The 23,858-nt window shown below is 43.2% G+C and carries 17 protein-coding genes and 1 pseudogene; 7 read left to right on the top strand and 11 right to left on the bottom strand.

The features are described from left to right. Positions 1–18: 18 nt before the first annotated feature. The 4 genes from AC51G0_RS20530 to AC51G0_RS20545 all read right to left on the bottom strand — a co-directional run bounded on the left by AC51G0_RS20530 (position 19) and on the right by AC51G0_RS20545 (position 3,797). Entirely contained in the window at positions 19–909 is an 891-nt protein-coding gene (locus AC51G0_RS20530) for an AraC family transcriptional regulator (protein WP_496303510.1), read from the bottom strand. Between the two features lie 313 nt (positions 910–1,222). Then, a complete protein-coding gene (locus tag AC51G0_RS20535; RefSeq protein WP_496303511.1) occupies positions 1,223–1,585 on the bottom strand; it encodes a hypothetical protein in 363 nt (120 codons plus the stop codon). Between the two features lie 102 nt (positions 1,586–1,687). Further along, positions 1,688–2,626, bottom strand: coding sequence for a MalM family protein (locus AC51G0_RS20540; protein ID WP_496303512.1), 939 nt, complete (start codon positions 2,624–2,626; stop codon positions 1,688–1,690). Further along, the gene (locus AC51G0_RS20545; protein WP_496303513.1) at positions 2,550–3,797 is read right to left on the bottom strand and encodes a maltoporin; all 1,248 of its coding nucleotides are present in this window, start codon (positions 3,795–3,797) and stop codon (positions 2,550–2,552) included. The genes AC51G0_RS20540 and AC51G0_RS20545 overlap by 77 nt, the downstream gene beginning before the upstream one ends. Positions 3,798–4,395: 598 nt before the next feature. Between AC51G0_RS20545 and malE the strand changes: the two genes are divergently transcribed. From malE to AC51G0_RS20570, 5 genes are all read left to right on the top strand, one after another. Next, a complete protein-coding gene (gene malE, locus AC51G0_RS20550) occupies positions 4,396–5,577 on the top strand; it encodes a maltose/maltodextrin ABC transporter substrate-binding protein MalE (RefSeq protein WP_496303514.1) in 1,182 nt (393 codons plus the stop codon). A gap of 92 nt (positions 5,578–5,669) precedes the next feature. Further along, positions 5,670–7,223, top strand: coding sequence for a maltose ABC transporter permease MalF (gene malF / locus AC51G0_RS20555; RefSeq protein ID WP_496303515.1), 1,554 nt, complete (start codon positions 5,670–5,672; stop codon positions 7,221–7,223). 11 nt (positions 7,224–7,234) lie between these two features. Then, entirely contained in the window at positions 7,235–8,125 is an 891-nt protein-coding gene (malG, locus tag AC51G0_RS20560) for a maltose ABC transporter permease MalG (protein WP_496303516.1), read from the top strand. Between the two features lie 124 nt (positions 8,126–8,249). Beyond that, positions 8,250–10,442, top strand: a complete 2,193-nt coding sequence (malQ, locus tag AC51G0_RS20565) for a 4-alpha-glucanotransferase (protein WP_496303517.1) — start codon at positions 8,250–8,252, stop codon at positions 10,440–10,442. 53 nt (positions 10,443–10,495) lie between these two features. Continuing rightward, positions 10,496–10,924 (top strand): universal stress protein, encoded by a 429-nt coding sequence (locus AC51G0_RS20570; RefSeq protein WP_496303518.1) that lies wholly within the window; start codon positions 10,496–10,498, stop codon positions 10,922–10,924. Positions 10,925–10,991: 67 nt separating this feature from the next. On the opposite strand, the pseudogene AC51G0_RS20575 reads toward AC51G0_RS20570, so the two are convergent. After that, a pseudogene (locus tag AC51G0_RS20575) lies at positions 10,992–11,138 on the bottom strand (IS630 family transposase); the annotation flags it as partial. Between the two features lie 419 nt (positions 11,139–11,557). Here AC51G0_RS20575 and AC51G0_RS20580 point away from each other — a divergent pair. Next, positions 11,558–12,862, top strand: a complete 1,305-nt coding sequence (locus AC51G0_RS20580) for an EAL domain-containing protein (protein WP_496303519.1) — start codon at positions 11,558–11,560, stop codon at positions 12,860–12,862. Positions 12,863–12,929: 67 nt separating this feature from the next. On the opposite strand, the gene AC51G0_RS20585 is transcribed toward AC51G0_RS20580, so the two are convergent. The 5 genes from AC51G0_RS20585 to AC51G0_RS20605 form a co-directional block, all read right to left on the bottom strand. After that, a complete protein-coding gene (locus AC51G0_RS20585; protein ID WP_496303520.1) occupies positions 12,930–13,841 on the bottom strand; it encodes a PhzF family phenazine biosynthesis protein in 912 nt (303 codons plus the stop codon). A 1,420-nt stretch (positions 13,842–15,261) separates the two neighbouring features. Then, the gene (locus AC51G0_RS20590) at positions 15,262–15,981 is read right to left on the bottom strand and encodes a DUF2913 family protein (protein WP_496303521.1); all 720 of its coding nucleotides are present in this window, start codon (positions 15,979–15,981) and stop codon (positions 15,262–15,264) included. A gap of 3 nt (positions 15,982–15,984) precedes the next feature. After that, the gene (locus AC51G0_RS20595; protein ID WP_496303522.1) at positions 15,985–17,649 is read right to left on the bottom strand and encodes a methyl-accepting chemotaxis protein; all 1,665 of its coding nucleotides are present in this window, start codon (positions 17,647–17,649) and stop codon (positions 15,985–15,987) included. Positions 17,650–17,692: 43 nt separating this feature from the next. Further along, a complete protein-coding gene (locus tag AC51G0_RS20600; RefSeq protein ID WP_496303523.1) occupies positions 17,693–19,582 on the bottom strand; it encodes a methyl-accepting chemotaxis protein in 1,890 nt (629 codons plus the stop codon). A 320-nt stretch (positions 19,583–19,902) separates the two neighbouring features. Further along, positions 19,903–19,995: a hypothetical protein gene (locus AC51G0_RS20605; RefSeq protein ID WP_496303524.1), complete on the bottom strand. Its 93-nt coding sequence runs from the start codon at positions 19,993–19,995 to the stop codon at positions 19,903–19,905. 466 nt (positions 19,996–20,461) lie between these two features. On the opposite strand from AC51G0_RS20605, the gene AC51G0_RS20610 reads away from it, so the two are divergent. Next, positions 20,462–21,865 carry a methyl-accepting chemotaxis protein gene (locus tag AC51G0_RS20610; RefSeq protein WP_496303525.1) on the top strand — a complete coding sequence of 468 codons (1,404 nt, stop codon included), beginning with the start codon at positions 20,462–20,464 and terminating at the stop codon, positions 21,863–21,865. A 322-nt stretch (positions 21,866–22,187) separates the two neighbouring features. Here AC51G0_RS20610 and AC51G0_RS20615 read toward each other — a convergent pair whose 3' ends face one another. Continuing rightward, complete coding sequence (locus AC51G0_RS20615) at positions 22,188–23,693, bottom strand: transposase (RefSeq protein ID WP_496303526.1); 1,506 nt, start codon at positions 23,691–23,693, stop codon at positions 22,188–22,190. Positions 23,694–23,858 lie beyond the last annotated feature (165 nt).

A 23,858-nucleotide genomic window follows, 5' to 3' on the forward strand; every position in this document is an offset into this window, starting at 1 on the left:
AATTACAGCAATACCAGGTTATGTTTGCTGTTCAGATCCTGCTGTTTTTACTGGCACATAGAGATGCGTTAACCAATCTTTCTGAGGCGTCGTAACGGGAGAGGTTATATAGAGTTCAAAAGGTAAAGCATCTCTTAATTCATACCCTGAGCTTGGCAGCCAAGCCCGGAAGGCCTGATTCCAAGTTTGATACAGGTAATCATAGTCACCCTTATGCTCAAACACCGCCCATAGGCCAGGCTCAATTTGGAGCCAGTCTGGACTCCAGGTATCAGTTTGCGGATCAAGATAAAGGGCGCCGTATAACACCTGAGCATAATTGTCATTTAGACTTTGAGGGCTCGCCGGGAATGCGCTAATTAAGCCATAAAGCTGTGGTTTTCTGCTTAGGAGCTGAAAGTCACAGGTAACTTCTTGCTGAGTTTGCTTGAGGAATGTGCCGTTTACAGTACCTTTAGCGGTTTTGTAGTTATAGAAAAGGTCAGGCAAAGACTTGATCTCCACCTTCAATGTCGAGCTCTTTGCCATCACAGTGTTTAAAAAAGGGCGAGATTTATCATGGCTTAGCTTGGCTTTTTCCGGCTGTAAGCGAAATTCACTTGGGCTAATAGCAAAGTGCTGTCTGAATGCACGGGTGAAGGCACTATGGGTTTCAAAACCTGCATTCAACGCTATATCGAGTAACCCTAACTCAGGCTGAGCTAATAGGTTTTTGGCTGCGTGCTCCAAACGCCGATGCAATACATATTGGCTAACAGGCTCCCCCAGATAAGCACTGAACATACGCTGAAAGTGGAAACTTGATAGGCAAGCATGTTGAGCAACTTGCTCCGCAGACAGCTTTTCATCCAAGTTTTGCTCAATATACAACAGGGCTTGTTCCAGCTTGTTTCGGGTTTTGTCGCTCATACTGGTCAATCCCTTGTTTCTAGCTGCTGCATCAATGTATCGGCTTTTTTACCGTCACTCTTATACTTGTTATACATACCAAATTCAAATACTAAGCATTTAAAGATAACAATTACATAAACTTGATTGAACGACTACCTCTGGACCAAAAGCATTTGGTTCAAGCGTTTCGTAAACTTGCAATGGTTAGATAAAAATGCTGGAGATATCTCTCCTAGGAAGCAACTCCCCCCCTAGTGGCCTAATTATATCTGGGGATAGGTGTTTCTACATTCCAATTCCAAGATGCAATAGGCCCCTTCAGCAAAGTCGTTCAGTGGCGGTAATTTACGTAGCCCGGTTCGTAAATGCCGTTTTGGTTGTAATGCCCCACCTCAGAAAGCAGTTCTAACTCTGTTTTGTTGTTAGCATGTTTGCTTTTTGGCGTAGGGTAATTTACGTAGTTCGGCTCATAATGACCAGATGCATTCATAAATCCAATCTTGTTCAAGTGGTTGGAATCTTCATTTGGTGTTGAGCTCCGTTCTCTAGCGTGCTGGTAATTTACGTACCCCGGTTCATATAATCCCTTGGAATCATATCGACCAATATCTCTTAAATCAGCAAAGGCAGAAAGACTGATAAGCAAGCTGCTACCTAGCAACGGGAGTAATATAAGTTTGATCTTCATAGTCATCGGTATCCTTTGGGGAAGTATACAATTAAGAAGACCAAACTTTAGCAAAGAACTTTCAAGTATTCTGGATGGATAAAAAGCACCGTAAAATGCAGCAAGCAATTAATCTGCTACTTTATGCTCATTTTGAATTTGAACTGCATTGATAAACGTTGCTCTAGCATTTGGGATACCAAGTTTTTCAGCTTCATTCAGTAATGTAATGGCATGATCCATATCTCCTTGCTCTACGCTGTATTGAATAGAATTCAGATAGTAGGTACTTCTCGTGTCGCTTTCCGGCACATAATCAAGACTAGGATGAATCGGGTATTGATTTGTTGAACTCGCTACCGATACTGTTAAATTTAGTTGACCATACTTGCTGTGCAACGCAGTAAGATCTGGGATCTTCGGTGGCTGATTTCCTTTTCCTATCGCGAATGCTTTAGCTGGATGAACAACTGTTGTACTACCTTTTAGATCTTCGGAAGTGGTGTAGATTAAAACATTGACTTGATCCGTCCCTACCTGTGGAGCAATGGTAAATCGTGTCTGAATTTGATTTCCATCTAAAAGCCTTGCTGGTATATATCTGAATTCAGTTGATTTGGTGTGGTAAAGTACCTGCCCTTCGGAATTGGTGATCAATATATTTGGTATATAAAGGGTTAATTTTCTATCAACATGGCTAGTCAGAACCATGTCAATCGGAGTTCTGCCTACTGGAATAACAAAACTTGCTACAGGACCAATACTGTTATCATCTAGCAGTACCTGACTTTTTTCGTCAAATTCAAAATTGATATCTACCGGGAGATTCAGTTCCTGCCAGTTTAATTCTGCCGGAGAAGCGACGCTATTAGTAGCTGGGCTCTTTGCCTGAGTACTAATTTCAGGTACTGATACACAACCCGTAGTGAATACGGCCCATAGGTATAATGTTATGGTTTTTGACTTAATCATTCCCTTAGCTCTATCTGGTTTACCACCATGCTTCAACCTGGACACCAAGGTTGTATTCCGAGTCGTTTCCGGTCCCAAAAGCATCATCATTTTCATAATCACTCAGGTAACTGGCATATACTCGAAGTTCAGGACGGGCCCAGAAACTGGTGCCGGCTGCCCAAGCTTGTGCCAAGGTTAACTTGCTACCGGAGCTATCTACGTTATCGTTCTCTTCTGTAAACCAGCCAGCCTCAAACACTGTTCGCATATTTTCATCCCACTTATACATTGGGCGAGCAACTATATTAAAAATAGAGTGATCATCCTGACTGTCATAACTTGAACGGGCATATACAAGCTGATATCCGATTTCCCAAGTCTCTGTTGGGGCCATAACCCCCCAATTAATGATTCGGTAACCCTCAACACCATCATCAGAGGTTGCATCGGGTGAGTTACCCGCCCCCAATCCGGCCATTTGTTCACCATAGCTTTCAGTCGCATATTGGAATACTGTTTTGTTCAAACCACCGATAACATCAGCCATAGTTATTTCAGCAGTAAACATCAGCGGATCTTCGCCTATACCCGCTTTTTGTTCATCTGTTTCATTGATGAGGCCATAATTAAAACCAAGTTCTAGATTGGTCTCTTGCCAAAGCTTAATTTCGGCGTACCGGATATCAAAGTTATTCACATTGACGTCACCGCTATCTTGGCGAAGTACCGCTAATGACAGTTTTCCTGTACCGACAGATAAATTTTCCACACCTGCGCCGGATCCTGATGTATCCCAGTAGTAAAAATCAGAAATATGAATATCATGGCGCTGATAGTAACGCTTGCCTGCCCAGGTAACCGCCTCCGGATTGCGCGGAATGAGCCCCTTAGACTGAATATTGAACTGACGAAGGGCAAATTGTGCATCATTATTACAGGAGATATCATCAACATCACCTGCTGAATTATTGATCAACTCACAAGATGTATTCGTACCTTCGAAGTCGTTGCTTCCATCAGAAAGTAAGGCAACCATTGAGTCGACATAAAAGGATTTTCCATTTTGATTGTAAAGCTCTTTACCTAATAGAATTTCAGCATAGAGATCATCTTCATTCCCGAGGCGACCGACTTTATTCGACTGGTAACGCACCTGCTGGCCGTTTTCACCACTGACCCCAATACCTGCACGCATATAACCGTGAAAATCAACTTCAGCCATGACGGATGATGAGACGAACATGGTCGTAATTACAACAGTTAAATTCAGTGTATGTTTGTTCATTTTAGCGCTCCAGTGATGGATTAGTGTGCTTTATTCTTCATTCTTCGTTTTCCGGTTTCATTAGCATAGCTAACCTTGAGTCACCAACCATCACAGTCATCGAATAATTGGCAGTTTGTCCTTTTTGAACATGTAATTGAGACAAAATATTGGTTTTAATACTTATGCAATAGTCGCAGCCAAGCAGGTTCTGCCACATATTGGAATTGAAATGTAAAACACCTTCTGATTAATGAGGAAGATGCATCAGTGTCTGGGATGGAAATCAGAACAAGGGGCGAAGGCGACATTAGCTTGTGTAGAACTGTAGTCAATGATTGAAAATGGACAGCTCAATAATCCTAATGTTATATCGGTTTAAGAGCAGTTTTAAGCGCTGGCAGCCTAACTGCACCTATAATTACTCAGACGCTACTGGATAACATCATTCTTGCTAAGAATTTAAAAGAGAGAAAAGGAAGAATTGTTTTAGAACGGCATCACTAATTGAAACGACAGAGATTACGCTTTAAATCTCAGAGCCAATCCTAATGGTGTAAATTGTACTGTAGAGACATTTCTACAACACGACATATAACAATCATGAAGGGTGTTAAAAATGAAGAAAATACTCAGCACAGCAGCTTTTTGTTCCCTTGCCGCACTTGGCTCAGTAAACGCACCCGCCGCGATTGAAGAAGGTCAACTAACTATCTGGATCAATGGTGATAAAGGTTATAACGGTCTGGCTGAAGTGGGTAAGAAGTTTGAAGAAGATACAGGTGTCAAAGTAACAGTTGCTTTCCCTGATGGTTTATCTGAGAAGTTCCCTCAGGTAGCTGCAGCGGGTGATGGTCCGGACATCGTATTTTGGGCACATGACCGTTTCGGAGGCTATGCGAAATCAGGTCTGCTGGCAGAAGTTAAGCCTTCTAAAGAAGTAAAAGACAAGATCATTGACTTTACCTGGGACGCTGTGCAGTACGACGGTAAATACATCGGTTACCCTGTTGCGGTTGAAGCGCTTTCTCTGATTTACAATAAGGATCTTGTTCCAACCCCACCTAAGAACTGGGAAGACATCGAAGCGCTGGACAAAAAGCTTCAGAAAGATGGTAAGAAAGCGATTATGTGGAACCTGAAAGAACCGTACTTCACATGGCCAATACTGTCTGCTGATGGTGGTTACGCGTTCAAGTTCACCGCTGAAGGTTATGATGTGAAAGATGTGGGTGTTAACAATGCCGGTGCAAAACGTGGCATGAACTTCATCAAATCACTGGTTGATAAGAAAGTGATCTCGCCAGATATGGATTACAGCATCGCTGAGGCTGAGTTCAACAAGGGTAATGTCGCGATGACAATCAATGGCCCATGGTCTTGGAGCAATGTTGAAAAGTCTGGCATTAATTACGGCGTGGCAGTATTGCCTAAGCTAAACGGCAACCCATCTAAACCATTCGTCGGTATTTTGACTGCTGGGATCAGTTCTGCATCTCCAAACCAGGATCTAGCTGTTGAGTTTATCGAAAACTACCTGCTAACAGACGAGGGGCTCGGCAAGGTTAACAATGATAAACCACTAGGCGCAGTAGCGCTGAAATCATTCCAGAAGAAGCTAGACAAGGATGTGCGTATTGCCGCCACTATGGATAACGCAATGAACGGCGAAATTATGCCTAATGTTCCGCAAATGGCTGCATTCTGGTATGCCCAGGGTAACGCAATCAAGAATGTTGTTGATGGTCGCCAGGATGTTGATAGTGCGCTGGACGAAGCCGCTGGACACATGCTTAAGTAATTGTTTTGTGGGGAGAGGAAACTCTCCCCCATTTCTTGTCATTTTTTTGCTAGCAAGGTGCTGAGATGTATTCAGTTTAAGGTGACCGGCTTTTGAAATCACAACCGAAAAGTCCTAAATTTAATTATCGTTGGTGGCTGAAATGGTCACTACTAGGCATTATCGGTGTTGTTAATGGTTATGCTACCGTATTGATGTATGCACAGGGCGAAATCCCTTTTGCACTTCTTACCGTTATTCTAACCGCACTTGCTCTGTATATTTTTGGAAGTAACAGAACATACGCCCACCGCTATATCTTCCCGGGTGTTGTCGGGATGCTTGTATTTATTATCTTCCCGCTGGTTTATACCGTTGGGCTTTCTTTTACCAACTACAGTGCGTCGAACCAGCTATCGCTGGACAGGACCCAAGCAGTTTTGGAGCAGCGTAGCTTCCAGTCTGGTAAGAGCTATCGCTTTGATCTCTATAAAGTTGAAAATGGTCATCAGCTGGTGATTCAGGCCGATGGTGATCTATTGGCCTCAGATGTGTTTAATATTTCAAACCCTACATCTGATGTTATGTCACTTCACGAAGTTGACAGTGTCCAGGGCGAAAAAGAAAAGATTAAAGCAATTGTCCAGAACCGCTCTAACTTGGCAAAAGTTGAATTAATGATGCCGAGCGGTCATGAGATCAAGATGAGCGGTCTGCGTAAGTTTGCAGCCGAAACGCCTCTCTTCACTGTTCAGGATGATGGCCTGAGCATGCTGAATAATCAGACTCAGCAGATTTATAAACCCAATATGGAAACTGGCTTCTATCAACCTGTTGATAGTGAAGGCAACTTTGTTGGTGAGCCTATTTCACCAGGGTTTGTTGTTGGTGTGGGTGGTGCTAACTTCGAACGTGTCATGACCGATGATGGTATCAAAGAACCTTTCTTTGGGATCTTCGTTTGGACTGTTGTGTTTGCCTTCCTGTCTGTTGCCCTGACGCTGGCCTTGGGTATGATCCTGGCTTGTATTGTTCAGTGGGAACCACTAAAGGGCAGTGGTATCTACAGAGTGTTGTTGATTCTGCCATACGCAGTACCTTCATTTATCTCTATTATTATCTTCAAAGGTCTGTTTAACCAGAGCTTTGGTGAAATCAATATGATGCTCGATGCAATGTTCAGTATCAAACCATCTTGGTTCTCAGAGCCTATGATGGCCCGGTTCATGGTCGTACTGGTTAATACCTGGCTTGGCTTCCCTTATATGATGATCCTATGTATGGGACTGTTGAAGTCAATTCCTGAAGACTTGTACGAGGCATCAGCAATTGACGGTGCTGGCCCGATTCAAAATTTCTTCAAGATCACACTGCCAATGTTGATCAAGCCGTTAACGCCATTGCTGATTGCAAGTTTTGCATTCAACTTCAACAACTTTGTAATGATTCAGCTACTGACGGCAGGTGGACCTAACATGGTGGGTACCTCAGAGCCTGCGGGTTATACCGACTTGCTAGTCAGTTATACCTACCGTATCGCCTTTGAGGGGGGCGGTGGTCAGGACTTCGGTTTGGCCGGTGCAATTGCAACCATTATCTTCCTGATGGTAGGTGGTATGGCACTACTTAACTTGAAGTTCACTAAGACAACCCTAGAGCAAGATTAAGGAGGTACGTCATGCCAATGGTACAACCAAAATCATTGAAATACCGGGTATGGGCGACACACATTGGAATGTGTCTGTTCCTTGCTGTGACAATTTTCCCGCTACTGATGATCGTGGCAATTTCACTTCGTGAAGGTAACTTTGCTGGTGGTGAGCTGATCCCAAGTAATCCAACATTAGATCACTGGCGTCTCGCTTTGGGCTTTTCTATTGAAAACAGTGATGGAAGTGTGACGCCGCCACCATTCCCTGTAATGCTGTGGCTGTGGAACACAGTTAAAGTCGCCGGTATTACTTCAATCATTATCGTTGCGCTTTCTACAACCAGTGCTTACGCTTTTGCTCGTATGCGCTTCAAAGGAAAGAGCACTATTTTGAAAGGGATGATGATTTTCCAGATGTTCCCTGCAGTACTTGCTCTGGTAGCTCTTTATGCACTATTTGACCGTTTGGGACAGTATATTCCATTCCTGGGTCTGAATACCCATGGTGGCCTTATTTTCTCTTACTTAGGTGGTATTGCACTACATGTATGGACAATTAAAGGTTACTTCGAGACTATTGATGGGTCATTGGAAGAGGCGGCTGCACTTGACGGTGCAACACCATGGCAGGCGTTCCGTCTGGTATTACTGCCACTTTCAGTGCCCATTCTGGCGGTTGTGTTCATCCTGTCGTTTATCGGTGTCGTTACAGAGGTCCCAGTGGCCTCACTTCTGCTTACTGATGTCAACAACTATACATTGGCAGTAGGTATGCAGCAGTATTTGTACCCTCAGAACTACCTATGGGGTGATTTTGCAGCGGCTGCGGTATTGTCAGCCATTCCAATCACTACGGTATTCCTGTTGGTCCAAAAGTTCCTAGTGGGTGGTTTAACTGCTGGTGGTGTTAAAGGTTAAAAAAAATAGCTCTTATTGAAAGACTTGCCAATAGAGGGAGATGTTACACTCAATTACTCCATTAGTACTGAGTTCAGCAAAACCTGACATCGTAGCGGCCGCAAGGCCGCTAACGGAGAGAACGATGAAAGACAATCAAGTATTAAAGCAAGTTGCTGACATGGTAGGTATTGCAGATAGCTATGTCAGTGCTTGGGGAGATGAAGCCAAAGTTGAGAACGAGACGATCCGTCGCCTGCTAGCAGCGCTTGGTTACGACACAAAAAATGACGAAGCGCTGCTTAAGTCAGCAATTAGTAAGAACCGTCCTAATGTCCTTGCACCTGTACAGGTGGTTCGTAGCGGTGAGCCAATGCACATTGCAATGCACCTTGGCCAGAACACGCGGATCAGCGACTTCAGCTGGCGCTTAACAACTGAGCAGGGCGAAGTGATAGAAGGCAGGCTGCAGTCTCAGCTAATCAGCGACGAGCGTGCAAACGGTGGTCCGTTGGTTTTTGCTTTGCCTGATGATCTTGCTTGGGGTTATCACAAGCTTGAAGTGTTCCGTAAGCGTCGTAAATCTCCGTTTGAAATGACTTTGATCGTCACTCCTCAGTCTTGTTACAAGCAGGATGCCCTGCTGGAGAACAACAAGCTGTGGGGCACCAGTGTTCAGCTGTATTCAATTCGCACTAATCACAACTGGGGGATTGGTGATTTCGGTGATCTGAAACAATTGGTTGCTGATGTTGCCTCCCGCGGCGGTGATTTTGTTGGTCTCAACCCAATTCACTCCTTATTCCCAGCTAACCCGGAAGGTGCAAGCCCATACAGCCCATCTTCACGTTGTTGGCTGAACCTGATGTACATTGATGTGAGCTCAGTATCTGAGTTTGCTCTGTGTGACAAAGCACAACAGCTGGTGGGAAGCCCTGAGTTCCAGCAGCGCCTGGTTGAAGCGCGTAATGCTAACTGGGTTAACTACAGCGAAGTATCTTGCCTGAAAATGGCCGTACTACCTTTGCTGTTTGACACTTTCTGTGAACGTCACCTCAACAACAAGACGTCTCGTGCCCAGCAGTTCCTAGAGTTCGTTGAACAGGGTGGCGAGAGCCTGCTGCACCAGGCAGCGTTTGATGCCCTCCATGCTGAATTGAAGAAAGAAGATGACTCAGTATGGGGCTGGCCAGTATTCCCTGAAGAGTACCGTCATTTTGATAATCCGGCTGTACAGGCCTTTATCAAGAAAAACTATATGAAAGTTCAGCTATTTATGTATCTTCAGTGGCTGGCCGATACCCAGTTGGCTGAAGTTAATGAACTGGCCGAAGAGAAAGGCATGGCAATGGGCCTTTACCGTGACCTGGCTGTCGGTGTCTGTGACTCGGGTGCAGAAACATGGGCAGATCATGGTGCCCTATGTCAAGACGTTAGCGTGGGCGCGCCACCAGATATTCTCGGTCCTTTAGGTCAGAACTGGGGGCTGCCTCCACTAAATCCTGATGCTCTGAAGGAAACCGCTTACGAACCATTTATTCAGCTGCTTCGCGCTAACATGCGTAGTTGTGGTGCACTTCGTATTGACCACGTATTGGGTTTATTACGCCTGTGGTGGATCCCGAAAGGTGAAGGCGCGAAGGACGGGGCGTACATGTACTACCCTGTAGAAGACATGATGTCTATCCTGGCGCTGGAGAGTCATCGTTATGAGTGCACCGTGATCGGTGAAGATTTGGGTACCGTCCCTGATGAGATCGTCGAGAAGCTATCTGCAGCGGGGATCCACTCATACAAGGTCTTCTTCTTCGAAACGGCCGAGGATGGTGGTTTCTATTCGCCAGCGCATTACCCAGCACAATCGATGGCTGCACTGTGTACCCATGATATGCCGACACTGCGTGGCTTCTGGCACTGTGATGATCTTAAAATGGGCGAAGAGCTAGGCTTGTATCCTAACCAAGAGCAGTTAGCAGGCCTGTTTGATAGCCGGGCTGAAAGTAAGCAAAGAATTCTTGATAGTTTGGCCTGGCATGGTTATCTTCCTGAAGGTGTTAGGCATGATGCTGCATATGTCCCAATGGATCGGTACCTGAGTGAAGGCATGCAATTGCACTTGGCTGCAAGTTCAAGTGCGCTACTTAGCCTTCAGCTTGAAGACTGGCTAGAAATGGACCAGCCAGTAAATATTCCAGGGACTGTCGATGAATATCCGAACTGGCGTCGTAAGCTTTCTACTACCTTAGACGATATCTTTACTCGCCAGAATATTATTGACTTAACTCGACGTTTAACTGAAACACGAGAGAAAGCTTCACAAATATCTAACCAGGAGTAGTGCGTTGGTAACTAGCTAAACTTATATTAGAGCACTGAGCAGGAAATTTAAGTATGAGTTATAAGCACATTATAGTTATGGTAGATCTTTCTGTTGAGAGTAAACTTTTACTTGAAAAAGCGACTAGCCTCGCTCGTAATTTAGATGCGAAGTTATCTCTGTTTTACGATGGAGAACTATACCACGAAGAATACACCTACACGGTTTTTGACCCTAGGTATGCTATGCCCAGTAAAGTGTGTAAGGATGATACATCTGAGGAACATTTGAAAGAACTACTGGACAATGCGGGATATCCTATTCAGGGTACCTTTGTTGGTAGCGGTGATCTTATTGAAGAAATAGAGCGTGCCATCAAAGAATTAAATGTGGATTTGGTTGTCTGTGGTCATCACCATAGCTTCTGGCATCAGTTTACCTCGTCAGCAAAACGGTTATTCAAATCTACCTCAATAGATCTTCTGGTAGTGCCTTTGAAATAGAAGAGTCGCACTCCTGCTGAGGCGCAGGAGTGGTTATTTTGCAGTCCAGTTTGATAGCTATACCCATTCAACTTAAATATGTAGGTTTGAGTAGCTGAAAATTATCCGTGATTTTGGACACCAGAAAGCCTGCAGCTTCTGGTAGCGTCACATTATAACAGTCTTTGATTGCCGAAATAAACGCCTTCAAACATGAGAGGTAAACGTTGTTTCTATCCTTCCTACAAGCTGAGCTACAGCGAAATTGAAGAGATATTGGTAGAGCGAGGCATCAAAGCTTAAAAATGAGATCCGACATAAATACTGTAATGGAGGTGTGCAATATTGGTGCAGCGCTGTAACATTGCACCAATTTGGCCCATTTAGGATCTTATATTTAAGAGCAATCATATATTTCATCGCATCCACATTTAGATGAACATCAATACACGCACGCAATATTGGTACAAAACAACAAAAAACCAGCAATAAAACACATATCGAACCATTACTGCAACAAACAAGCAACCGTCCATTACAACACTAATACAACCTCCAAATGGTATGATTTATGCTAATAGCTTATCCCATAAAGATAAAATGGCGGCGGACTTTATAGTTTTGAAGTCGATATATGGATAAGTGTGAAATACAATGTTAGCCCATGAGTTAGAAAATGTACAAACTAAATATACTCCAGAGGTTCAAAAGGTGATAAGTCTGAATATTATACGCAATGCTGCTGCAATACAGTCAGGCATTTGCGTATCCAACTATAAAAACTTAACCCTTAATACAGCTCTTCAACCAATATACAGTATCGATCACCAAAGAATAATAGGTTATGAAGCATTAATTAGAGCAACAGATGGAGATAAAAAGGCGATCTCTCCAGATGTACTATTTAGTAGACCAAAAAATGACGAAGAGAGCATCTACCTTGATCGCCTCTGCCGATTTATTCACCTGGCTAACTTTCAAACATTAAAAGACGATAGCAAATGGCTTTTCCTTAATATTTCAAGCCTTACCTGTGAAAAAGGTCGACAATATGGCCATTATTTCTCAGAGTTACTTGACCATTTTGCTATTCCTGCAAGTAATGTTGTTATTGAGATTATCGAAGATCATACCAATGACATTGATAAATTAGTTGAAGCAGCAAATTATTATAAGTCTATGGGGTGCTTGCTTGCCATTGATGATTTTGGTGCCGGTCATTCAAATTTCGACCGGGTCTGGGCCTTGCAGCCTGATATAGTCAAACTAGATAGAAGTATGATCACACAAGTAGTTGGTTCAAATGAAAACAATAATAAACTATCTGGAATAGTAAAGTTGCTGCATCAATCTGGTTGCTTAGTCGTCATAGAAGGTGTAGAAAATGAGCAACAAGCATTAATTGCGTTAGACAGCGGTGCTGATTTCATTCAAGGTTTCTATTTTTCTCGACCACAGCCAATTCATCATCAGCATGAACACAAACTAGATCTCTTTAGAAAACTATCAAAAAAATATCTCTCCGCCAAGAAAGATCAACTTTCCGCAAAAAAACGCTGGTCAACCAGGTACGAGGTTCCTTTTAAGCATGTGATTGAAAATATTAAAAAAGGAAAGTCTCTCACAGAAGCATCTGACGTTTTTAACCTGATAAATAGGGCCTCTAGATGTTATTTACTTGACGATACTGGTAATCAGATTGGATCAGCCCTTACATTTAACATGAATTCGTATGATCATAACGATAAATTTCGGCAGCTGAAAGTAAGTGAAAATGCTAACTGGTATAGAAAACACTATGTTCGTAATGCACTAAAGCAGACCAATCACATGCACGTTACAGCCCCCTATCAATCTATTACTCGTGAAGGCTTATGTATTACCTTATCGATGTTTTTTGAAACGGCACAAGGAAAAAGAATTCTATGTCTAGATGTTAGTCATAATTACAGGGCCTGAACGTGCAGACATTGATGAGGGTAGAGCTTTTGTAAAAAAGATACCCTCCACTACAGTTACGGCAAACTTAGATAGTTATTTCTAACCGTTTCATCACCTTGCCATGGCCACCAGCCATCAATCCTTGGATTTGACCATCTTCAAGAATCAGCTCCACAGAAATTTGACTTGGCGATGCAGGCTGCATAAATTTGCCTTGCTCAATAATCATCAACGTCTTCTTTACACCAAGATAATCATAGAGCAAACAGGCCAACGGTCCCGCAGCCATTCCGGTGGCAGACTCTTCCTCTATCGCAAAGCGCGGGCCGAACATACGGGCTGTTGCATCTTCGCTCGTCGCTCCGCTATTGGTGGTAAAGACGTAATAGCCGATCAAGTCTAGTTTGTCGCTAATGTCGGCAATTTTGGCAAAATCAGGGGTTAGATTACTTAATATGCTGCCATCCGACACGGCCACTACGACAAAGCTGTTGCCTGTATTCACAAGGACAGGACCAATACGCGGATCCAAATCACACTCATGCAGCCCAAGAGAGTCGAGCACATCCTCAGCAGTAACTCCCTCGCTTTTCCAGTCGCTCGGCATTCGGTATTTCGGTGCTAATTGTTCCATATAGGCTGCACCGTTCTTTATAAGGATCTTGCGCGGACCATCTACAGTTTCCTTTGATGTTTCGCCGTCTGAAACCAGCCCAAGTTCTGTAAGGTAGGAAAATGTTGCAATGGTTGCATGGCCGCAATGGGCAATACGACGATTTGGAGTGAAAAAGTCCAGCTTGAAGCCTTCAGTGTTCGATCTCGAGACAAAAGCCGTTTCTGACAAGCCGACTTGAGATGCGATATCGAGCATATCCTCTTCACTCAAATTATCAGCATCCAGAACAACGCCCGCAGGATTGCCGCCAATATCACCAGTTACAAAACCGTTGACGATTTGTGCTTGGATACTCTGCTTAGAAGTATGAGATTGTGTCATGAAATATACCTTCTGTTAATTACTCGACTTCAATAGATTCATAATATAAGTAAGGTGCCAGAATTAGGAACTCATAAGCGCATGAGGTTTTCTCATGAATAAGAACCGTGAAGAAACGATTATCACATTAGCTCAAGCATCCCAAAACCCACAATTTACTTGACCTTTCCAGATGAAATTGCGGCCATAGCATCAAAAGTATTAGGTACTGATATCGAATACGTCCCAAGCCCGACTGAAGACTGGGCTAATTCAATATACCCAAACTACCTCAAGATGCTCGTTTCAGCGAGAATGGCTGGACTGGTAGGCAAGGCGCTGATTTGAAAACATAGTGGCTCTACGTTAAAAAGCAGCAACAAAGCATACCAGCCCAGCCAACTCGCCCTTTGGAGTGATTCAGCAAGCCCATTTCTATGTCAAATAACGTCGAAAGGGGCCACCATTCCTGCCGCCATTTTCCTTGAACTGGACATGCTGATATCACTCTGAATCCTGCATCTTGAAGTAGCTTGGGTATAAAACAAACTGGGTATATCAGTGACTTTCTCATCCAACACCTTGAGGAAGTAGACAAGAGCTGTCAAGAAGGTGCATTTGATGTAGTCACTGCAGATGTTGAGGAGCTAACAGGTCACAAGTCAATGGGCCTGGAGGCGTTTATAAGAACCAATTTAAACTATTTCACATCAGAAACGTTAACGGCTATGGCTGAAAAGCTAACACATGATTTGCAATCGAATGCGTCATAGCCATTAGCCACATTAAGGCAGCCTTTGGCTGTCTTAATGTGAGTCATGGGATTGACCGCCCCTTCCAATCAATAACAATTAAGTAACTAAGGGCTCTGATAGCTGTATTCAGTGTTAAGTTAAGGAAATCATTGAACATTATTATCTAATCGCTTCAACAAAGCCATACAATGATGGGCTGGCAGCAAACGAGTCAGAGATCCGCTGCTGGCTCAACCATTAAACCGTGGTCAGCTTTACTTGATCACTTCAATCACAATAATAGTTACCATAAAAACTAAAAATAATCGCCCTAAATATTTATTTTTAGCATTACTTTCATCGCCACAATAATGGCAAACATAGCTTGACGATCTATATTTCGAACAAGACTTGCATCTTACAATCACCCATTCACCCACTTCGCTTTATAAATTTTTTGAGCACCACTGTCAGCATAAGGCACTTACAATATGTTTATTACACTTAAATTTAACTCGTTCTCGGACCAAGGACCAAGCTTACCTTTTTGATCATATTAAGTACGTCCATATTTTCAATATTAGGTTTACTCCTTAACAAGTACGAAAATCCAACTATGTCCTAGTATCACATAGGACATATTAAATGATTTTTACAACAGGGCAGCCTGTTCTGTTTTGTTTTGTGCTTTTAGAAATAATGAACTCTCATTGTTTTCCTAATGATATCTGCATCCACACTTGATGCTCTTCATTATCAGATTGATTGCTCAACACACACCTCCAACCCTGTTTTTCAACCAGAGCCTTTACCCCAGAAACATTTTTCTTAGGAAAAAGTAGCATAATCTGATTTATCCATTTACCTGTGGCATCAAACGCGCCCTCTACATTGCGTTTATCCAAGTAGAGGCGGTTGTCATTTGGGTACCCCGTATCATCTATAAAATCAGCATTAAGATGACAATGCTTATTTATTTCTTCCAGCAACTTTGTAAATAATGCCATATCAGAATCACTACTATAACTCACTGTATACTTCTCGGTAAGGGAAAGTATTTCATCCATTTTCTGTTCTAAGTTGACACCTTGGACTCGGCCATAATGGATAAGTCCTTTAATATCAGATTTTACTGGCTTATAACCCGCATTTTTCGCCGCCTGTTTGAAAAACTTACTCAAGCAGACATTTCTTTTAACAACGCCCATATGTTGTTTAGAATATGCAACGGTAAGATATAAGTGCAACATTGCGTCTGTAATGAACTTATAAAACAGTATATTTTTATCTTGTTGAACTTTATTTCCCCCCTTGTCAGTTAAGCCTGTTAACGTGCTTTTTTGAGAACCGTCGTCAGCGTCAGGGGATTCATGAGCAATGACCACCTTACAGACATTATCCTTGCTATCCATCGTTAACCCACTCATCTTTTAAACCTTAAACTGAGCAACGAGATCTTTCAGTAGTCCTGATAACCGTGCAATTTCAATGGTAGAGGCTCTGGTCTTGTTCGTGGCAACCGTATTTTCTTCTGCGATGCGTTTTACGTTTATTACATTCTCGTTAATACTCTCAGCCACCGAACTTTGCTGCTCAGATGCACTGGCAATCTGAATATTCATGTCGTTAATTACGCTGATAGCATCAACAATTACCTGCAATGTACTGCCTGTTTCATTGGCTTGATCCACACTCTGTGCAGCCTGATCTTTTCCTTGATTCATTACCGCAACCGTACTTTGCGTCCCTGCTTGAAGCTGCTCAATAATATTCTGGATTTCCTGGGTGGATTCCTGTGTGCGCTGAGCAAGGGAGCGAACTTCATCGGCCACAACGGCAAAACCACGCCCTTGCTCGCCTGCACGAGCGGCTTCAATCGCTGCGTTAAGTGCCAGCAAATTTGTCTGATCAGCAATCTCTCGGATAACATCTAGAATTTTACCGATGTTCACGGTCTCTTGCTCAACCTCACGCAAGTTTTCTGAGGACTTATTTACCCTATCGGCAAGTGTACTGATTGATGAGATCGTCTGCCCAACCACCTGAGCACTAATATTTGCTTGGTTATCAGCTTGTTTGGCAGCTTCGGCAGCTTTGGCGGCATTGCCTGCAACATCATGGACTGTCATTGCCATTTCGTTCATTGCCGTTGCGACCAAATCCGTTTCTATCTGTTGATTTTCAATACCCAGACTTGATTGCTTAGTCACCACAGCCAACTCTTCTGAAGCAGAACAAAGTTCAGTACTGGCACCTGATATAGTGGTAACAATACTTCTTAAGTTGGTGGCTGTGCCTTGAATGGATTCCAATAACTGCCCCATTTCGTCGCGACTTGTATTTTTCACGTCAATGGTTAGGTTTCCCTTTGCCAGCTGATTAGCCGCTTTTACTGCTTGACTTATTGGCTGAGTAATAGAGCGCATCAACAGAAAAGAAGAGCCTAAGGTAATGACAACTGCCAAAATGATTAAGCTAATTGTATATTGTCTAGATGTTTTACCTATAAGCTGAGCATGATTAAGAAAGCCCAAGGCTTTGGTGGCGGCATAGTCCTCTAACTGAATAAATTGGGCGTTTAATTTTGCAACATGTTGTGCACCCTTATTTTTAGTTATTTCTGCGGCAGTACTACGGTCACCTGCCCGCATCAGCTGAATAACCTCATCTCGAATCGGTTTCCACTGACGGAAAAGAGCTATCGTTTCAGCAATTAGCTTCTCTCCCTCTCTTCCCAGTATTCTCTCAGTCACTATATCTAATTGTCTGTAGACTTCACTTTCATATTCTGCGACTTTTCCACTAGCAGCATCAATGTCTAGTGCATTATTTCCCAATGCCACATCCTTCATGCTTCGGTGCATACGCACCATTCCAGCATCCGCTGATATTACAGCACGAGTAACGGTAAGCGGATGTTTATACATTTTAACTGTCTGCCCACTAAGTACTTCGACTTGAGAGATAAAGTAAACTCCCAGGCCAGTAAGTAAGGCTAAGAAAAAGCCAACAATGCAAAACAACTTGGTTCTAATAAGCATATCTATCTCTCTTCGAAAAACTATAGCTTTGTCGCAATCAACAATTTTTGACATTTTTCAGTTTGTACTAATTGCCTATTTGCGACAGTGCAAAAAATCACTCTACTTTGAATTTAGACACAGCTTTATCTAATGAAGACGCTGCATTATTCAGCTCGTTAGCTAGCGAGGCATTGTTTCCTGAATTATCAAAAGTGCGTTTCGCTAACATATTAATATCGACAACACTGGCATTGATCTCTCCCGCTACCAGCGTTTGTTCCTCTGCGGCGGTTGCAATTTGATTATTCATATCTTGGATAGTAGATACTGATTGCTGAATCGACTCCAGCGCCTGATTTGCCTGTTCCGACTTTTCCAGTGTGTTTTGAGCATCATCAACATTAACATTCATTAACTCTACGGAATTACGCGCCTCCGTTTGCAACGTTGAAATCAAATCTTCTATTTCACTAGTACTTTCTTGAGTGCGGTTAGCGAGGTTTCTTACTTCATCAGCAACGACAGCAAACCCTCTGCCTTGTTCTCCTGCACGCGCCGCCTCAATCGCTGCATTCAATGCCAGTAAGTTCGTTTGTTCAGCGATACCTTTAATAACATCAAGAATTTGTCCAATACTTTGGGTTTCAGTATCAAGTTTATTAATAACGCTCTGAACACGCTCCATCCCTTCAGCTAAATCAATAATACTTGTATTAACACCTTGAACAACCTTGATACCACGCGCCGAAAATTCATGAGCTTCCATCGCCGAAGACGATGCTTGCTGCGCATTTCTTGCCACTTCTTCAACAGTAACCGTCATTTCATTCATTGCTGAAGATGTCTGCTCTAATTGTCTCATTTGAGCTTCAGAACTCTGATTGACTGCAGCAGCTGCGCTTGAAATATCTGATGAAAAGCGATTTAGTAAGACTGTAATATCGTTAATATTCAGCACCGTAGTTTTTAGACTTCTAGCCATCTTCACAATAGCTGCATAAACCCCTGTTTCCTGTCCACTCGGCTCCCCAGTAGACATCAAATTACCTAATGCAACCTGCTTGACTATAGCTTCGATATCCTTAGGCTCGCCTCCAATAGGGACATACATTACTCTGAGTATTACGAAATAGATAATGGCTAGTGAACCAAGAATAAATATAAGAGCAATAGTCATATTGATTTTTAAATTTGAATTAGACGCTGCATTAATATTTTCCCATTTGTCCCATGCCCAAACAGTCCAGCCTAAGCCTGGCAGTTTTGATGACAGTACAAAATAGTCACTCCCATTAAAAACATAGGAATGTTGACTGACCTTTGCATCCTTGTATTGCTTGTAGCTTGGCCTCATTTCGAAAAGGTTTTTACCGATATAGTCAGGATATTTTGCAGCCAACATATAACCATCTTCTCGACTTACAAATAGCTGATTATTGTCACTCAACTTGTCGATAAATGAAGTGATCACGCCTACTTTTATATTTGTAACTAGAGCTGCTACAATGCTTCCTCCTCTTTTTACAGGTACGGCAATGGCCATTACATCATCACCCTCAGTACTAGTATACGGAGTTGTGATTATGTTATTTTCTCCATTAAATACCCTGACAAACCACTCTCTCTGTTTTTTCTTTGCGTTAAAGTTCGGGACCAAGCCATTAGTTGAAGTAGAATACGTATCTCCGCTCTTTACCGCGGTATAAGCATTAATGACACCCATGTTTTCGGATATAGACTTAAGAACGTTAAGCACTTCTTCAACATCAATCTCCCCTTTACTATCAATCGCCAAATGCTCCGATGCTACGTGCAAGACATCAAAATTGCGGTTCATTTTTTGTTCAATAGCATTTGCCAATAACAAGGCTTGTTTTTCGAGAGCGTCAGTATAGTTGTCAACAGAGGCTGATTTGAAATTATTATACCCTATCACAGTGAGCACAAAAATGATTATCGAAAGTAGAGTCCCAAATAGAAACATTACTTTATTTTTTGCGGACATTGACCTATCTTCCTTGATTTTAGTTATCGTGTAAAAGAGCTCTTCTTTAACACCATTTAGGCATATCTATTGCCAAGTCAATCTGTTGTTATTTTAAGTATTTTTTGTAAACCTAAAGCGTTGGCATTCATCACTAAAAATGCCAGTACGCTGTTATTCCCTTAACGACACGAAAGCGTTTTCTTGTAGTTTGAGTAGTAATCACTAAATTGTCAATACTATACGCACAGAATGAGCTTTTGTGATGCTCAATTCCATCGTTACGATGGCTTTAACATTCTAAGGATGTTGCGCGCATAGTGTAGACCTTATCCGGAGCCTCAATCATGTACAACTAGCGTTACATTTTTAAGATTGAGCTTCTCCATAAATACTTCGAAGTAACGATAGTGATCGCCAGAGGTGTATAACAATTTTGGTTGGTCTGACTTACCGAAACCAATGTTATCCGGTGCGATGAGACGGCCATGACCTTCGAGGTCACAAAGGCTAAGAATGCATTACGCTGGTCTCGTGAAATTCAAGACTGTAACCCTATAGGGCCAGTAACATTAACCCCAGAAAGTCACATGCGGCAAGCCGAAAAAATCAGCTGATGGTTAACAACAATCTTGAAAAACACCTTGTGGAAGATATTTCGATAATGTGTTGACTACACATTGCTGTAAGGGATACCCTTCAAAAGAAAGCGCTTTCGCAGTGCTATTCAAGCAACATAACAATGATTGATCATATTTGGTATTCTGTCGCAAACAGCAAACTTAGACATTTGTTTGCCATTTAACTTTTTGTTTTTACATGATTTTAAGTTTAAACGTTTACTTTAAAAGCCTGTTTACGACAGTAACCCTATTTGCATCAGTAGCCAGGATAACGACAATGAAAGAAATTGCATTCCGTTGGATAGATAAATATCTTGTAAATGTAAAAATTCAGGAAAACTTTTTAATACTATTTTTTGCCCCGCTTCTTGCCATCATCGTTGTAAGTATGACATTGATGGATGCCTCACAGAACCAGCAAAGCCGGTTGCTGCAACAAGAGATGGAAACCGTTGCCACCCTGATCGCCCAATCCGACCTTAAACAAGGCGATGTTAACCGTATTCTGGCAAACAGTAATATTCAAATTGGTACTAACGGTGTTGATACTACCACGGTCACAAACGCTGGATACAGCCTGACAACACAAGAGCAACCGAGCCTGTTTTCTGAACTGACAATTACTCATAGCGCCATTATTGTTACCGCCTGTCTGTTTATTATTCTGTGCCTATACTACATCATGACATTCATGGGCGGCGCGCTGTTTAACATTTACGAAGCCGTTAAATGTCTGGCCGATGGTGATCTGGCAGCACGCATCAACTATGCCCCAGCCCGTAATGAGTTTAACCTGATCGCACAAACTGTAGATCGTGTTTCCGAACGCGAGCATCAGTTAGTAAAAGCGACTCAGGAAGCTATCGCGTTAATTCAGCAAATCAGTTCTGAACTTCGCCAGCGCAGCAATGAAAACGAAGGCTTAACCAGCCGGCAGCAAGAGCGCATTGATTCACTGGCCAGTGCCATAGAACAAATGGCTGGCTCTGTTCGTGAAGTTGCTAACCATGCGCAGAACACGTCAACCCAGACCAGCGAAGCAACACAAGTAACGGTTCAGGGCTTGGCACAAGTCACCCAAACCCTCACTGCCATTAACAATCTGGGTACTGAGATCAATTCAGCCGCGGAAGCGGTGGCCGAACTGGATAGCAACGCCGCTCTGATTGATGACGTGGTCACCACCATTAACGCGATTTCTGAACAAACCAACCTGCTGGCACTCAACGCGGCAATCGAAGCGGCACGAGCTGGCGAACAAGGTCGGGGATTTGCGGTTGTTGCCGATGAGGTTCGCACCCTGGCTGGCCGTACACAGAATGCCACCGTTGAAATCCAGAAGATGATTGAAGCGCTGCAAAGCAACAGTCAGAGTCTGATGACAGTAATGCACCAGACGGTGAGTAATGCTAAATCCAGTGAGCAAATGATGGCTTCCGTCAGCCAGGATATTGGCCAAATTTCGGAGATGAACCAGAATATTGCCGACCGCAGTATCGAAATCGCCGCGGCGGCAGAAGAACAAGGCGCGGTTGCTGATAATATTGCTTCGGACGTTGAGCAAGTATGCATGCAATCACGGAAAGTTGCAGACATGGTGACTCAGTCTGCCAATGAGATCCAGCGCCTCAATCAGCAAGCCGATGTACTGGAAAGTTTGATGAAAGATCTGAAAGTCTAACTCTCTGGCAAGCACACATCTCCATGATTAAACGCTTATTGGGGCAGTATCTTGTTCCAATAAGCTTTTGCCTTCTCGTTCTCTGTTCATATTCCAGCCTCTGGCACAAAAAAATCCGCACAGTCAGAGTTCGCTATTCGTTGCTTTGTTACAACGCTTCCCAATTATATTGTCATAGCATTCTGTAACTGTTTCTGCGCAATTAAACATTAATAATTTACAGGCACTAAGCTATTAGAAAAAACCATTGTAAAATTCATTCTGATTAATTTTTTTTAGATAACTATGCAGAACTGCAACAAAGCTCGATCTTAGTGAATTGTTACTTAAGCAGTTGGTCTAATGTCAGTGGTGTTGATGTTAAGCCCATGTGCTGGGCAGGTGTGAGGCCAGAACGATCCTGACGACATAAGTTATGCCAGGCACGGTAAATATCCAACAGCGGCAGCAAACCTGCAGGGTGCAATTTACGACGTGGTTCATTAACCAACTGTGCAAACTGATCATGAAATCGGTTCTGGTATTCACTGATCGTATCGTGTGAGGCAATCTCCAACCACTTTTTCTCATTACCCTTCTCACCACCCAGATGAAAGATCCCTTTGCTAATGTCGTCATGGCGGGTAAACGCCCAGCGGTCTCGCCCCCTGCCCATAAGAACGATGTCAACTCTGCCTGCAGATTGACCATGTTCCCAGTTGCTATCTGTTTCGACGTAGACAGGGTGAACTGTTTTCGCTTTTATCCGTTTTATAAAAACAGAGATGCAAGCAGAACGTAATAGCGTTTCTTGGGGCATGAAGATCGAAAGCGACTCATTGCATTCCAGCATTCGAGCAAGGTAGAGGTAATGGGCATACACCGTATACTGTGGTCGGATCAAGCAGCCTTTAGTTGGATAGTTGATCCGTGGCATGTTTGTGAGTGGATCCTCAAGGTTGGGGCGAGACATAATTTCACGGTATTTGGTATCCACTCGAGCAAGGATACCTTGCGTAGCGCGTGGTGGAACCTCGACCAGCCTTGCTCCCGGGGCGGCCATGAAGCGGGTACCATCCACATACGGGTCATGGTGTTCGGTCGGGTTTTCAACATCGCTCTGCTGATAGTTTACATGCTGGCATACCACGTAGCCGAATGTGGCTTCACAACTGGCAATCCAACTGACACCGTTGCTGCTGTGTGGCTGAAGAGGAATTATATCAGATGCAAGCGACAAGGTTTGCGCATGTTTAAATAAACGCGCATCGAATATGGAAAGCTGGCGACGGCAACGGTTGGCAATATGAGACAACTGAGCGTAAAAGGATTTTGGGTTCATGCTCAGGCAGCGGCAGATATCCCTTGCCGAATAACCGATAAAAAGCAGAGCCAGGAGTTTTTGTTGGATCTGTTTTTTGCTATTGAAGCCCGACCAACGGTCAACAAAGGTCGCCTGACAATACTTACAGCGATAGCGCTGGCGATCACCACTATAACCAAATGCATGATACAGGTGACGATGGGAGAGAACAGATAGCCCAAGGTTTTCACAGTCCGGGTTACTGCATGCAGGCAGACCACTACTTTGCATCAACTTGAGGCGAGAAGCTTCTGCCACAACATCGTGATTGTTCAGGATTGGCGGAAAGGCACCACACTCGCGACAGATTAAGGTTGGGAGCTTAGGGTTGGTACGCTGCAATACATAGTTATGTTTGTCTTCTGAACCAAAATTGCGGCAGCTTACTGTTTTGCAGTAATTAAGCTGAAGTTGGCCGCTAGCTGGCTGCAACAAGCGCTTCCCCTCCCCCCCTGACAAAATTGCAGTTATGGTTTCTTCTTTCATTGGAACATTCCCAGTTTAATACGCACTTAACAGCCATCCTTACCTTGCAGGCAATTATTATGCCGTCACTTTCATCTTTCCTTTTTTATCAAAATCTTACCCAGTCCCATCTATCATCATTATTTTTGCTATCGTTGGTACAGCACGAAGTACAACTCTGCCCCA

The organism is Photobacterium sp. HL06, assembly GCF_059552575.1.

What these genes read in the sequence shown, in the direction of transcription:
- AC51G0_RS20530 (WP_496303510.1), bottom strand. Translation starts at nt 909, where the DNA reads ATGAGCGACAAAACCCGAAACAAGCTGGAACAAGCCCTGTTGTATATT.
- AC51G0_RS20535 (WP_496303511.1), bottom strand. Translation starts at nt 1,585, where the DNA reads ATGACTATGAAGATCAAACTTATATTACTCCCGTTGCTAGGTAGCAGC.
- AC51G0_RS20540 (WP_496303512.1), bottom strand. Translation starts at nt 2,626, where the DNA reads ATGAAAATGATGATGCTTTTGGGACCGGAAACGACTCGGAATACAACC.
- AC51G0_RS20545 (WP_496303513.1), bottom strand. Translation starts at nt 3,797, where the DNA reads ATGAACAAACATACACTGAATTTAACTGTTGTAATTACGACCATGTTC.
- malE (WP_496303514.1), top strand. Translation starts at nt 4,396, where the DNA reads ATGAAGAAAATACTCAGCACAGCAGCTTTTTGTTCCCTTGCCGCACTT.
- malG (WP_496303516.1), top strand. Translation starts at nt 7,235, where the DNA reads ATGCCAATGGTACAACCAAAATCATTGAAATACCGGGTATGGGCGACA.
- malQ (WP_496303517.1), top strand. Translation starts at nt 8,250, where the DNA reads ATGAAAGACAATCAAGTATTAAAGCAAGTTGCTGACATGGTAGGTATT.
- AC51G0_RS20570 (WP_496303518.1), top strand. Translation starts at nt 10,496, where the DNA reads ATGAGTTATAAGCACATTATAGTTATGGTAGATCTTTCTGTTGAGAGT.
- AC51G0_RS20580 (WP_496303519.1), top strand. Translation starts at nt 11,558, where the DNA reads ATGTTAGCCCATGAGTTAGAAAATGTACAAACTAAATATACTCCAGAG.
- AC51G0_RS20585 (WP_496303520.1), bottom strand. Translation starts at nt 13,841, where the DNA reads ATGACACAATCTCATACTTCTAAGCAGAGTATCCAAGCACAAATCGTC.
- AC51G0_RS20590 (WP_496303521.1), bottom strand. Translation starts at nt 15,981, where the DNA reads ATGAGTGGGTTAACGATGGATAGCAAGGATAATGTCTGTAAGGTGGTC.
- AC51G0_RS20595 (WP_496303522.1), bottom strand. Translation starts at nt 17,649, where the DNA reads ATGTCAAAAATTGTTGATTGCGACAAAGCTATAGTTTTTCGAAGAGAG.
- AC51G0_RS20600 (WP_496303523.1), bottom strand. Translation starts at nt 19,582, where the DNA reads ATGTCCGCAAAAAATAAAGTAATGTTTCTATTTGGGACTCTACTTTCG.
- AC51G0_RS20610 (WP_496303525.1), top strand. Translation starts at nt 20,462, where the DNA reads ATGAAAGAAATTGCATTCCGTTGGATAGATAAATATCTTGTAAATGTA.
- AC51G0_RS20615 (WP_496303526.1), bottom strand. Translation starts at nt 23,693, where the DNA reads ATGAAAGAAGAAACCATAACTGCAATTTTGTCAGGGGGGGAGGGGAAG.